13 protein-coding genes are annotated in these 13,677 nt (G+C 46.4%); 6 read left to right on the top strand and 7 right to left on the bottom strand.

Annotated features, from left to right (window positions below; all coding sequences use genetic code 11):
• Positions 1–102 precede the first annotated feature (102 nt).
• On the top strand, positions 103–300 hold the full coding sequence (locus tag BHV83_RS14445) for a hypothetical protein (RefSeq protein ID WP_227154305.1): 198 nt from the start codon (positions 103–105) through the stop codon (positions 298–300).
• Between the two features lie 8 nt (positions 301–308).
• On the opposite strand, the gene BHV83_RS14450 is transcribed toward BHV83_RS14445, so the two are convergent.
• The 5 genes from BHV83_RS14450 to BHV83_RS14470 form a co-directional block, all read right to left on the bottom strand.
• Entirely contained in the window at positions 309–1,139 is an 831-nt protein-coding gene (locus tag BHV83_RS14450; RefSeq protein ID WP_057317288.1) for an MBL fold metallo-hydrolase, read from the bottom strand.
• A gap of 61 nt (positions 1,140–1,200) precedes the next feature.
• On the bottom strand, positions 1,201–1,803 hold the full coding sequence (locus BHV83_RS14455; RefSeq protein WP_158532670.1) for an LOG family protein: 603 nt from the start codon (positions 1,801–1,803) through the stop codon (positions 1,201–1,203).
• A gap of 6 nt (positions 1,804–1,809) precedes the next feature.
• The gene (locus tag BHV83_RS14460; RefSeq protein WP_158532669.1) at positions 1,810–2,556 is read right to left on the bottom strand and encodes a TIGR02757 family protein; all 747 of its coding nucleotides are present in this window, start codon (positions 2,554–2,556) and stop codon (positions 1,810–1,812) included.
• Position 2,557: 1 nt separating this feature from the next.
• Positions 2,558–3,265: a DNA alkylation repair protein gene (locus BHV83_RS14465; protein ID WP_158532698.1), complete on the bottom strand. Its 708-nt coding sequence runs from the start codon at positions 3,263–3,265 to the stop codon at positions 2,558–2,560.
• Positions 3,262–4,221: a 2-hydroxyacid dehydrogenase family protein gene (locus BHV83_RS14470; protein WP_005860460.1), complete on the bottom strand. Its 960-nt coding sequence runs from the start codon at positions 4,219–4,221 to the stop codon at positions 3,262–3,264. The genes BHV83_RS14465 and BHV83_RS14470 overlap by 4 nt, the downstream gene beginning before the upstream one ends.
• 84 nt (positions 4,222–4,305) lie before the next feature.
• Here BHV83_RS14470 and BHV83_RS14475 point away from each other — a divergent pair, with 84 nt between their 5' ends.
• Entirely contained in the window at positions 4,306–5,535 is a 1,230-nt protein-coding gene (locus BHV83_RS14475) for a spore maturation protein (RefSeq protein WP_270215462.1), read from the top strand.
• Between the two features lie 90 nt (positions 5,536–5,625).
• On the top strand, positions 5,626–6,057 hold the full coding sequence (ybeY, locus tag BHV83_RS14480; RefSeq protein WP_044545705.1) for an rRNA maturation RNase YbeY: 432 nt from the start codon (positions 5,626–5,628) through the stop codon (positions 6,055–6,057).
• 174 nt (positions 6,058–6,231) lie between these two features.
• On the opposite strand, the gene BHV83_RS14485 is transcribed toward ybeY, so the two are convergent.
• On the bottom strand, positions 6,232–6,870 hold the full coding sequence (locus tag BHV83_RS14485) for a porin family protein (protein ID WP_048926922.1): 639 nt from the start codon (positions 6,868–6,870) through the stop codon (positions 6,232–6,234).
• A 145-nt stretch (positions 6,871–7,015) separates the two neighbouring features.
• On the bottom strand, positions 7,016–8,164 hold the full coding sequence (locus BHV83_RS14490; protein WP_048926923.1) for a metallophosphoesterase: 1,149 nt from the start codon (positions 8,162–8,164) through the stop codon (positions 7,016–7,018).
• A 118-nt stretch (positions 8,165–8,282) separates the two neighbouring features.
• Here BHV83_RS14490 and mnmG point away from each other — a divergent pair, with 118 nt between their 5' ends.
• The 3 genes from mnmG to uvrC are packed head-to-tail and all read left to right on the top strand — an operon-like array spanning position 8,283 to position 13,674.
• Positions 8,283–10,160: a tRNA uridine-5-carboxymethylaminomethyl(34) synthesis enzyme MnmG gene (mnmG, locus tag BHV83_RS14495; RefSeq protein WP_286757655.1), complete on the top strand. Its 1,878-nt coding sequence runs from the start codon at positions 8,283–8,285 to the stop codon at positions 10,158–10,160.
• A 44-nt stretch (positions 10,161–10,204) separates the two neighbouring features.
• Positions 10,205–11,842 (top strand): adenine deaminase, encoded by a 1,638-nt coding sequence (ade, locus tag BHV83_RS14500; RefSeq protein ID WP_286757656.1) that lies wholly within the window; start codon positions 10,205–10,207, stop codon positions 11,840–11,842.
• Positions 11,839–13,674 (top strand): excinuclease ABC subunit UvrC, encoded by a 1,836-nt coding sequence (gene uvrC / locus BHV83_RS14505; RefSeq protein ID WP_048926925.1) that lies wholly within the window; start codon positions 11,839–11,841, stop codon positions 13,672–13,674. Before ade ends, uvrC begins: the two co-directional genes overlap by 4 nt.
• The last annotated feature ends 3 nt before the right edge of the window (positions 13,675–13,677 follow it).

The raw sequence follows: 13,677 nt of genomic DNA on the forward strand, positions 1-13,677 counted from the left end.
AAACGATCGTTTTAGCTATTCGTTTTCATCACTTACAATTCTGGTAGGTAAAAATACGCTCTTTAACAACGTACAATGAAAGATAATTACAAAAGTCGGATTATGAAGAACTTATTTAATTACTGGTTTAAGACAAACAAGAAAAGCTTGTATGATCAATTAGGGAAAGAATTCAATGTCAGCGGCTTCCGTGTATATAAGTTAGCACACGGAAAAACCGCTTACTCTCATATGGATAGATTAATATTGGAGAAATTGCTTGAATTGAAGATTATCAGTGAAATCGGGTTCAGAATCTAAAGGTCCCCTCATTTCATACTTTCTTCTTTATAATTTATACGGACACCATAATTCGTATACACCCGGTCTAACCCCAACATCCCACTCGGATTAGGTTCGCCTTGCACTTTTCCGAACAGGATATCCTCGCTCATCGTGATCATGTCTTTTACCCGTTGAGGGGTTTCCTTGTTCATTCCGAAATAATGTCCGGGGTAGAGGTATTTGATATCATATTTCTCGATCACCGCACTCATCTTCTTACAAGTAGATATGAGCGTAGAGAAGTCAACTCCCAGCAATAGATTACCGGAGCCGAACGAATCGCCGCTAAAACCATAAGCGGCATCCTTATCCACAAAAGTGGTTGAGCCGGGAGTATGCCCGGGAGTAAAGACTATCTCTAGGATACGCCCACCTAAATCTAGGATTTCACCGTCTTCAAGGAAACAAACTTTGCCTTTATAATTCGGCATAAATTCCGGTATACCTATCGTATCAGCCGGATTGATATAAATCTCCGGGAAATAATCGATAGCCGAGCCTGTATGGTCCGGATGCACATGCGTGGCGACCAGCGTAACCGGCTTATCCGTGATGGAAGCCACGAGCTTATCCAAATCCTTGATCTTTGTTCCGGCATCAATCAAGATCGCTTTCGTTTCTCCCTCGACCAGATACAGGCTCTCGTTCGCCATTAAATGACCTGTTCCAAACCATGTATGCTCATCAATCTGATGGAAAATCACATCTTCATTCCTAAGCACTTCCTTCTCCTCGATACCCGCCGTCTGTGCCTGGCAGAACAAAGCGATCCTTGACAGGAGCAACAACATCATTAATAAACCTAGTTTTTTCATTATCATATTCATTTTTAATTGTAGAGACGTAGCGTGCTGCGTCTCCTTTCGCCTAATAGTATTAAATCGCCGCGATCTTCCGAAGGCTTGCGTCCCATTTCGGCTCGGCGTGGATGAGACGGATAGCTTCTTCCGGCGTGTCGGCTACCGCCCACATCTTGGCGTGCTGGGGACGCATGAAATTCTCGTTCATGGCGTTCCTCAAGAGTTCCAACAAGGGATCATAGTAATGATTAATATTGAGGATTACGATCGGATTGAGGTAGAGACCGAGTTGTTTCCAAGTGATGATCTCCAGAAGTTCCTCTAATGTACCGCATCCACCGGGAAGGGCGATCACCGCATCCGAGAGGTTTGCCATGAGCTGTTTACGCTCGTGCATCGTCTCAACCTCAATCAACTCGGTCAAGCCTTTATGATACCAATCCTGCTCCACCATAAAATGGGGGATAACGCCCGTTACCGTTCCACCAGCCGCTAACGCAGCGTCGGAGACAGTGCACATCAAACCGATATTCCCGGCACCATTGACTACCCGTAGTTTTCGCTCTCCCAAAAGACGCCCCAATTCCTTGGCGGCGTCAAAATAAACCGGGGGAATCTTCGTGCTGGACGCGCAATACACGCAAACAGACGAGATGTTATTTATCTTCTTTTCTTCCATATCTTTTTATTCTTGATTTATATCGTAGCCAAATAAGGCGAAATCCCCCAGACAAGGATCATCGGGGAAGACTTTCGCCAATGCGTCCGTTATCTCACGGGCCGTACGAAGGGTAGCGGTTTTTTGGCCTGTCAAGCCCAAGCGCAAGGAGATCTGGTGCACATGCGTATCCAACGGGATGATTAATTGGCGGGGATGCACGGCTGTTCTCCAGATACCGAGATCGACGATACCATCCGTACGCACCATCCAACGCAAGAACATCGCCAGACGCTTACAAGCGGAAGTCCCGTGCAAGACCGGAATGCCATTGAGATCAGCAAAAAGTTGTTGCAACCGCAAGATAGGATCTTCGCAAGGACCGGCGGCGGCCATAGCGTCTTCCATACAGTCGTAGGTATCGTATATATCCTTTAGGCGACAACAAAGGAGATGCAGATCATGATAGGTATAAAAACGGTAAAAGGTATCCCGCCCGCAAACCGGGCGGTTCCGTAGGGGAGCGAAAGAAATCTCTCCGGTACGGATAAACTCGTAAGGACTTTCGCCCATCAGCCGGTGTAGCTCTTCCGCTTTTTGGAGAATATGCGCCCTGCGACCGTAAGAGATCCACGCCGTCAGGAAAGCCGATATCTCAATATCTCGTTTCTCCATAAACCGATGGAGGAATCGCACCGGATCATCCTTGATAAACGATTCCGTATTGTACGTTTTCGCCCATTCACGAAGTAAAGAGATGGTCTTTGTATCCATGTTATTTCTTCTTTAGAAAATATTGCCGCTCGGGTTCCGGATAATGCTCGATAGCGTAACGAAGCGCCGTACGAGGAAGACGAGTAGCGTTGCGTTCCAAGAAATCGGTAAGCGTCTGCCGCTCCTTTTTGCCGACCTCACGCAGCATCCACCCAACCGCCTTATGCATCAAATCGTGTTTATGATCGATCAACCGTTCGGATAACTCCAAGGTATCCCCAAAATCATTCCGACGGATAAATGCCCACGTAGAGACGATCGAGATCCGTTGTTCCCATAAATTCTCGCTTTCCGCCAAACGGTAGAGGAGGGAACGATCTTTGTCCACCAAATACTCGCCGACGATATCCCGACAGGTCAAGTCTACCAAATCCCAGTTATTGCAACGCCGCATATTCTTCAGATAGAATCGGAAGATGGCTTCCCGCTCTTCCGGCATCACTTTCCGATCCTGGAAACGATAGACCAAAATCAGCAAGGCACATAGACGTGCCTCATGCCACGGACTATCCAGCAACAGCTGCAGCTCATCGAAAGGAGTCGCCTTATTAGCCTTCGCTATGCTGCGGGTTTGCGGGACAACCACCCCGAGAAACTGATCGCCCTCGCCATATTGACCGGGACCAGTCTTGAAAAAACGGCTCAAATGAACCGCCTTCTCGGGTGTACCGACCGACTGTAGCTCGGATAGGATAAACGCCGCCGTCATGGCCGGAGTACCCGTGATACGGGACGATCGCCCTCCAAGAACCCGATCACGTTGTTGCATACCGTGCGTGCCATAATGATACGGGTTTCCATCGTCTGGGTGCCGATATGAGGGGTTAATACCACGTTGTCCATTTCCAATAACTCGGGGAGAGGATAGTCTCCAAACTCGAATACATCCAAACCGGCACCATGAATCGTACCTTCTCGCAAGGCTTTTACCAAGGCATGCTCGTCCACCAACGGGCCACGGGCCGTGTTGATCAGGATGGCGGAAGGCTTCATCTGCTTGAACTCTTCCTCGCCGAGGATATGATAGGTATCGGGGGTATAAGGGGCGTTCAAGGATACGAAATCGGCTTTCGCCAGAAGCTCTTCCTTGGAGACGTAGGTAACATTCAATTTGGTCTCGTCCTCGATGCAAAGCTGACGGCGATTGTGGTAGATCACATCCATGCCCAAAGCATTCGCCCGTTTCGCCAAAGCCTTGCCGATACGTCCCATACCGATAATACCCAAGGTCTGTCCGGTAACCGGCATACCGAGGTTCTCCAGTACACCGACCTTCATATCCTTACCAAGCGTACGCAGCTTACGATCACATTCCGTGATACGCCGGGCGGTATCCAGCATCAAGCCTAAAGCGATATTGGCGGTAGGGGCCGTGACAGGATCAGGCGTATTCGCCACCGTCAAGCCTTTCTCGAGGGCGTAGGCCACATCGATATTATTATAACCAACGGCGTAGTTAGCGATCAGCCGCAATTTCGACGCATGGTCGATCAACTCTTTGTTTACCGGGAAATCGAACATGGAGCAGAGCACATCGTACTCCGGTATCATCTCGAAAACCTCCTCATACGTAAAATCTCTTCCTTCGGGAAAGGTTACCTCGTACTTACTTTCCAACTCGGTAAATCCCTCGCGGAACATGTCGTATGTCACTAATATCTTCATCTTGGATCTATTTGTTATTCAAAAAGCAAAAATACAAATCAATTGGCAATTAATTCCTAAATTTGTGACCAATATATATTTATTATGGTACTAAACTATATTTGGATCGCTTTTTTCTTAATCGCTTTTGTAGTGGCTATCGGTAAATTGGTCATAGGTGGGGATACCGCTGTTTTTACCGAGATTATCAACGCTTCTTTCGCCTCGGCCAAGACGGGTTTCGAGATTTCGTTAGGATTAACGGGGATCTTGTCGCTTTGGCTGGGCATCATGAAGATCGGAGAGAAGGGGGGGGTGATACAAGCGTTCGCACGATTGGCGGCTCCCGTATTCAGCAAGCTTTTCCCGGATATCCCAAGAGACCATCCCGTGACCGGTTCTATCTTCATGAACCTATCGGCAAATTTACTGGGACTGGATAATGCCGCCACGCCAATGGGATTGAAAGCCATGCAACAGTTACAGGAATTAAACCCGAATAAAGAATCCGCCAGCAACTCCATGGTGATGTTCTTATGCATCAATGCCTCGGGACTGACCTTGATCCCGATCACCATCATGATGTACCGGGCGCAGTTAGGAGCGGCGAATCCATCAGACGTATTCCTGCCAATCATGCTCGCTACATTCACATCAACCCTAGTCGCTATTTTAGCGGTTTGCGTACGGCAGAAGATCAATATCCTCCAACGGAACCTAATCCTGTTTTTCGGGGGACTGGGGTTATTTATCGGAGGCCTGGTATGGTTATTCAACTCGATGGAACAGGAGCAAGTTTCCTTGTATTCGACTATATTCGCCAACACGCTTCTTTTTACCATTATCTGCGGATTTATCATCAGCGGCATGCGTAAAAAGATCAATGTATATGATGCTTTTATAGAAGGGGCGAAAGAAGGTTTCCAGACTGCTATAACGATTATTCCTTATCTGGTAGCTATCCTAGTAGGTATCGGTGTCTTCCGGGCTTCCGGAGCGATGGATTTCATCATACAAGGCGTTCGTTTCGGCATTGCTTCGATAGGACTCAACACGGATTTCGTGGAAGCGCTACCTACCATGTTGATGAAACCGTTAAGCGGGAGCGGGGCTAGGGGCATGATGCTGGACGCCATGAACACGTATGGAGCGGACTCTTTCGTCGGTCGCCTGTCATCCATCGTTCAGGGCTCTTGCGATACGACATTCTATGTAGTCGCTCTTTACTACGGTAGCGTAGGTATCCGTAATACCCGCTATACGGTACAATGCGCCTTGTTAGCGGATCTGGCCGGGGCGATAGCGGCGATAGCGATGGCTTATCTGTTCTTTTAACATTCTATACAATCAATAGATTTGAAATGAATCTATTTAAAATCGAATGATTACATTTGTAACGAAATTTCAATACGATAAATAGACCTTATGGCAATAGCATATTACGCCGAAGATATCGAGCTTCCGGCAATCAAGAAAAGAGTGGTTAGCGGCTGGGTCAAGGCAGTGGCCGAGACATACGGAAAGAAAACGGGAGATATCAGCTATATCTTCTGTTCCGACGAGAAGATATTGGAGGTAAACCGCCAATATCTCCAACACGATTATTACACGGATATCATCACCTTCGATTATACGGAAGGAAATAAGATCTCGGGTGACCTGTTCATCAGCCTCGATACGGTCAGGACAAACGCCGAGACATTCCACACGGATTATAACGAGGAACTCCACCGTACCATCATCCACGGCATCCTGCACCTTTGCGGTATCAACGACAAAGGTCCCGGCGAGCGGGAGATCATGGAGGAGAACGAGAACAGAGCGTTAGCGATCTTGCCGGAGGAATGTCGGGGATAAAACATCAACCAATCCCAAAAACACAAATATGAAAACAGAAGACATACCTTACGATTACACGTATTGCTACGCCACGGACGAGCAATGCCCGAAAGCAGTTCATTGCCTACGTAGCCATGCCGCAAGGCTGAACGAGGAACAAGCGATCTCTCTTAATTCACGATTTACTGGAGATCAGAAACGCCATCCTAGATTGAATTGAATAACCCCATTATGATCTTTTCCCCTAAAATGATTGCTTCCACCTAATGAGTATTCCGGCTCCCTAAAGAAATGAGTACATCCTAAATTATAATTGGCGGAGATGACTAATCCCATGTCAAAGGTATAGCCAAGCCCCATTGAAACGGAGAAATCACAATTCCGGATCTCTTCTTTTTTATCACCGGAGAAATCGTACTCGCTCTGGTGCACCGGAGTAGGACCCGAGACGAAAATATAATTCGAAGCTTTCGCCCTTACATTAAAGCCAACTTGTGGGCCCGCAAAAAGATGGAATCCTCGATACAAATAAAATTTAGCGTAAATAGGAATATTTAAATAATCCGCCTTTAGCCGGGCTGTCTCGCCTTTAGCGTTTTCTTTTTGGTAACCTTGCATAGAATAATAAACACCCGGTTCTAAAGCAAACAGTTTACTAAAACGTATTTCCTCCGCCACACCAATATTTAACCCCGGACGCATGTCCGCAAAACTTTCGGGATAAGTATTTGCCAAATTCAAGCCAATCCTAGGAATAAAATGGAACTCTTGAGCATCGGCTCGCGACAAAGAGAAAACAAACAAGATAAACAGTAATACAACTTTTCTCATAACTCCTACATTTAAAACATATCTATATTTATAGATGATTTAAGATACATAAAAGTTGCACTCCCTATCTCATTACTTCACATTAGGGGAGGCACTTCTTCCTCCACCATGATGGTAGCAGCCTTGACAGCTCAAGCACCAAATATTACTCGATCAACAACGGTTCCTGTTTTCCCGAATCATATACGACAAACATAGAGCCGTCTTTCTCGATCATGACGCCACGGCCTCGTTCCTTCTCCTTGTTTTCTTGATTATCGACATTCACGGCAATCACTTTATAATGATAGAAAGTCGTGATATCATCGAAAATGGTATGACCTACAAAGATGCGGTTCACATTATATTTCTCTAATATTTTCCGCAAATCATCCCGGTCTAGCGGATGATACTTATCCGCACTACGTACCATACCCCGATACCAGATCGGTCCATACGTAGCGAACATAAAAGAAAGATCGGAGCCTTTATCTATATTACGTTCTTTTTTCGTCAAGAAGAGACCATCGCTCACGATCTCATTCACGGTAGGGATATCGTAATTCCGGTCTAAAAACTCCTTGCTCAACCCGGCATGGACAAACAGGTTATCTCCGACCACTTGTATCGAGTTACGAGTTTTCAACCAATGTCCCAACTCGCTTTTCTGCCAAAGCTCCGGATAGCTCATTCCTAAAGTATCCGCCAATTGAGTATATTTCTTCTTCGTATATCGCAAATCATTTCCCAGAACCATGGTCTCATGATTTCCGATTAAGAAAGTCACTTTTCCACCGGCATCCTCCGCTTCTTTCTCCAATTTGTAGATCAACCAATAGATAGGGAGTACATCCACGCCCCGGTCAAAGACGTCACCGATTATTACCAATTGGTTAGTCCCGAAAATCCAATTATAGTCCGCATCGATCACTTTTCCCGCCTTTAACAGGGAGGCGAAACAAGACCAGTTCGCATGTGGATCTGAAAGAACAAACGTCTTCTCTGGTTGCACATCTTTCCATTTCGGACGAGAGATGGAGTGTATGGTTACCGGAAACAATCTCTCCCCGTTATCAGAAAACACCTCGAATGAAAAGGTGGTAGGTATACTTTTATAATGCTTATCCAATAACCGGCCTTTCCCGTCTACAGATATCGCACGCATACTACCATCATCCGCTTTCAATAGATAGGGACCATCGATCGATAACTTCTCGATCGCTTGACGAGGTTTCTTATCTTTCCCATAAACCGGACTGAAGCAAGAGGTCAGTAAAACAAGGAAAACAAGGATACGGCATTGAATAGAATTCATAGCAGCTTAAATCTTTAGTTCGTTAAACCTGAAAACAATGTATGTATTTATTATACAAATATAAACGAATTCTTTCACGAACACTCACTATCTTCGCGTAAAATAAAAGGGAATAAAAATGACTTTCAATTACGATGTAATAGTAGTAGGCGCAGGACATGCCGGCTGTGAAGCCGCCGCCGCCGCGGCGAATCTAGGATCAAAGACGCTTTTGATCACGATGGACATGAACAAGATCGCCCAGATGAGTTGTAACCCGGCAGTCGGGGGAATCGCCAAAGGACAGATCGTACGAGAGATCGACGCGCTAGGCGGATATATGGGAATCGTGACCGACCAGACCGCTATTCAATTCCGTATGTTAAACCGTAGCAAAGGACCGGCCATGTGGAGCCCGCGTGCCCAAAGCGACCGTGCCCGTTTTATCGATTGCTGGCGGGGCATACTGGAGAATATGCCGAATCTATCCATCTGGCAGGATATGGTTCAAGAACTGATTATCGAGTATGGACAAGTCTGCGGCGTTCGTACGGGAATGAATGTCGTATTCCGTGCCGGAGCGGTGGTGCTTACGAACGGGACCTTCCTAAACGGCCTGCTTCATATCGGAAGAACCCAGATACGGGGCGGACGTATCGCCGAGCCTGCGGCGACCGGACTTACCGAGCAACTTATCTCTTTAGGTATCCAAACAGATCGCATGAAAACCGGAACACCGGTCCGTATTGATGGCCGGAGCGTTCACTTCGATGAAATGGAGGAACAACCGGGGGAAAACGATTTCCATAAGTTCTCTTACATGGATACCAGTCATCGTAAATTAAAACAATTGAGTTGCTGGACTACCTTTACGAACGAGGCTTGCCACGATATATTACGGGAAGGTCTCCCCGACTCTCCTCTTTATAATGGACAGATCAAAAGTATCGGTCCCCGTTATTGTCCTAGTATCGAAACGAAAATCGTGACGTTCGCCGACAAGACGCAACATCAACTATTCCTAGAGCCGGAAGGCGAGACCACGCAGGAATACTACCTAAATGGCTTCTCCTCTTCCCTACCCTTGGATATCCAGCTTCGTGCGCTCCAAGCGATCCCCGCTTTCCGTGACGTGCAAATCTATCGTCCCGGATATGCGATTGAATACGATTTCTTCGACCCGACTCAGCTAAGACACAATTTGGAGACCAAACAAATCCGAAATCTTTTCTTCGCCGGACAGATCAACGGGACTACCGGATACGAGGAAGCCGGCGGACAAGGTTTGGTAGCGGGTATCAACGCCCACATCAATTGCCACGGCGGACAACCTTTTATCCTCGGAAGGGATGAGGCTTATATCGGTGTCCTTATCGATGATTTGGTAACAAAAGGCGTAGACGAGCCTTACCGTATGTTTACCTCTCGTGCGGAGTACCGCATCTTACTGCGCCAAGACGACGCAGATATGCGACTCACCGAGAAATCCTACCAAATGGGATTGGCCAAACAAGACCGCTACGATTTACTGCGAGAGAAAAAAGAGAGCCGTAACGCTATCATCCGTTTTGTGGAGACCTACTCCGTAAAGCCTCAATATATAAATAGCGGTTTGGAGAAACTGGGCACAGCCCCCCTATCCCATGGTTGCAAATTATTCGATGTCGTACTCCGTCCGCAGACTACCTTAGAGAACCTAGCGGATCTAGTTCCGGCCCTTCGTGCGGAGCTGGACAAAGTCCCGGCCTCTCGTAAGGAAGAGATCATCGAGGCCGCCGAGATATTGATTAAGTATAGCGGCTACATCAAACGAGAGCAAATCATAGCGGACAAGATAAACCGCTTAGAGAATATCCGGATCAAGGGTAAATTCGATTACAATTCTATCCAGTCTTTATCTACGGAAGCCCGCCAGAAATTGACCCGGATAGACCCCGACACGATCGCTCAAGCGAGCCGTATTCCGGGTATTTCCCCTAGCGACATCAACATCCTTTTGGTACTGATCGGAAGATAAAACACGAAATGTTCCACGTGAAACATATTAAAGGAGATATTCAAATGAATGAAGCTAAAACACTGGTTATACGAGGAAATCTGGTAGATATAATCAACAGGCGCACCTTCGGGGCAGAGATTTCAATCCTAAACGGGCATATCGGAAAGGTAATCCCTACCGGACAAGATGAGGGATCTTACCTCCTCCCCGGCTTTATTGACGCGCATGTCCATATAGAGAGTAGCATGGTAACCCCTGCGGCATTCATTCACGCAGCCGTACGCCATGGCAGTATCGGTGGCGTGGCGGACCCTCATGAGATAGCGAATGTAATGGGTATCGAAGGAGTCGAATATATGCTCGACAACGCGAAAGGGATTCCTTTCTACACATGGTTCGGTATCCCGTCTTGCGTACCGGCTACGATTATGGAAACATCCGGTGCGATCATAGACGCAGACGAAACCGCTCGTTTGTTGGAACGAGAGGATCTACACTTCTTGGCTGAGATGATGAATTACCCCGGAGTCTTAAATAAAGATCCGAAAGTTATGCGCAAAATAGAAGCCGCGAAACAAGCGGGTAAACCCATCGACGGACATTATCCCCTAGCAACAGGCCCCAAGCTAAAGGCATATATCGAGTCTGGTATTTCCACCGATCATGAAACCATCTATCTAGAAAAAGGCCGTGAAAAATGTGAGCTTGGGATGCATGTCCTTATTCGGGAAGGAAGCGCGGCGAAAAACTTTGACGCACTTCATCCGCTATTGAAAGAGTATCCCGAACAAATCATGTTCTGTACGGATGACGCGCATCCTTCGTTTTTAAACAAAGGACACATAAATAGGATGGTAAAAAAATCGCTGGATTTAGGATATGATCTATATGATGTATTACGGGCCGCTTCCTATAATCCGGCCATGCACTATAAAATTCCCGCAGGTTTCTTACGAGAGGGAGACTCCGCCGATTTTATCCAAGTAAACAATTTAAAGAATCTAACCATACAGGCAACCTATATACAAGGAACCTGTGTATACGATGGAGAGAAATGCACGCTTCCTTTCCACAAACCTATACTCCGCAATAATTTCCACACGAAACCGATCCCATTAGAAAAGCTAGCGGTAAAAGCGAAAGGAAAACAGATGCGTGTCATTGTTTGCGAAGACCGCGAATTAATCACGAAAGAAGAACTATATCCTGTACATACATTCGATGGATTTGTAGAATCAGATACAGAACGAGACATTTTAAAACTCGTCATTCTAAATCGCTATCAAACGGCTCCTCCCGCTATTGCCTTTATAAAAGGAACAGGGCTCAAGCTCGGTGCCATCGCTCAAAGTATTTCCCACGATAGCCATAACATCATCGCTATAGGCGTAACCGATTTCGAGCTTATGCAAGCGATCAATGCGGTAATAAAGGCTAAAGGTGGAATCGCAGTAAGCAGTATGGACGAAGTCACTCTCCTGCCCTTGCCGGTAGCGGGATTGATGAGCGACGAATCGCTGGAGGAAACAAGTCGCCGTTACGAAGAGATCGAGGAAAAGATCAAGCGATTAAAGACCCCGATGGATTCATTACAAATGACGCTTTCTTTTATGGGATTGCTGGTGATCCCATCCTTGAAACTTAGCAACAAAGGTTTGTTCAATAGCGAGACATTCCAATTTACTCCCCTATTCGTATGATAGCCGATAAAGACGAACATATCAAGACGATCCTATCGGTCATTCCGGAAAAGCCGGGATGCTACCAGTATTTCGATGAAAACGGAACGATTATATACGTCGGCAAGGCGAAGAACCTAAAACGACGGGTATCCTCTTATTTCAACAAGGTACATGACAGCAATAAGACACGTGTGTTAGTCAAACAAATCCGGGATATCAAATATATAGTCGTCGATACGGAAGAAGACGCGTTACTACTGGAAAACAACCTCATCAAACAGTATCGTCCCCGCTATAACGTATTATTGAAGGACGACAAAACCTACCCTTCCATCGTGGTAAAGAACGAGTACTTTCCCCGGGTTTTCCAAACCCGGAACATCGTTCGGGACGGATCGCAATATTACGGTCCTTATCCCTCTTTGTTCACGGCGAAAGTGATGCTACAGATGCTAAAGGAACTTTACCCTTTACGCACTTGCAAATATCCCCTCACTCCCGAATCCATCGCACAAGGACGCTATAAGGTTTGTCTGGAATACCATATCAAGCGTTGTAAAGGGCCTTGTGAAGGCTTGCAATCATTGGAAGAATACCAGCAAAATATTTCCGAGATCAAAGAGATTCTGCGAGGCAACATCTCGCAAATTAGCAAACACCTCTATGAGGAGATGCAATCGCTCGCTGCCGAGCTCAAGTTCGAGGAAGCGCAAAAGATCAAGGAAAAATACGAAGTCATCGAGAACTACCGTTCTAAATCTACGGTCGTAACCCCGATGCTACATAATATAGATGTATTCACGATCATAGAGAATGACCATTCCGCTTATGTGAACTTTATGCATATCGGAAACGGGGCGATCGTACAAGCCTATACATTCGAGTATAAAAAACGATTGGACGAGACCAAGGAGGAATTGTTAAGCCTCGGTATTATCGAGATGCGGAATCGTTTTAAAAGCACCGCCCGGGAGATTATCGTACCCTTCAAGCTGGACATGCAGCTAGAGAATGTCACTTTCACCATTCCCCAAAGAGGGGATAAAAAGAAACTGCTCGATTTATCCGAGATGAACGTCAAGCAGTTTAAGGTAGACCGCTTGAAGCAAGCGGAAAAGTTGAATCCGGAACAACGGAATACCCGTATCTTGAAAGAGATCCAAGAGGCCTTGCATCTGGAAAAACTGCCCGCTCATATCGAATGTTTCGATAATTCAAACATACAGGGAAGCGATGCGGTAGCGGCTTGCGTGGTATTCAAGATGGGGAAACCGTCCAAGCAGGAGTATCGTAAATACAATATAAAGACCGTAGTCGGTCCGGATGATTACGCCTCCATGAAAGAAGTCGTCCGTAGGCGTTACGGGCGAGCGATCGAGGAGCAATCTCCCCTACCCGACTTGATTATAACAGACGGTGGAAAGGGGCAAATGGAAGTGGTTCGCTCGGTGGTAGAAGATGAATTAGGCTTGTCCATTCCAATCGCCGGACTAGCGAAAGATGGTAAGCACCGAACCTCGGAGTTATTATTCGGGTTCCCACCCGTAACCGTTGGCATGCGTTTGGACAGTCCGCTATTCCATCTACTTACCCGGATACAAGACGAGGTACACCGTTTCGCCATCACTTTCCACAAGGATAAACGAAGTAAGACCCAGACAAAATCCGAATTAGACACCATTAAGGGTATCGGTGAAAAGACAAAAGTATTACTTTTACGTCACTTTAAAAGCGTAAAACGAATCAAGGAAGCAAGCTTCGAGGAACTGAAATCCGTGATTGGCGAGGCGAAAGCCAAGGCACTACAAGAGGGACTGGATGGAAAGCGAACAGAAAGCGAACAAAAATAGAAC

The organism is Parabacteroides sp. merdae-related_45_40 (assembly GCF_001915675.1).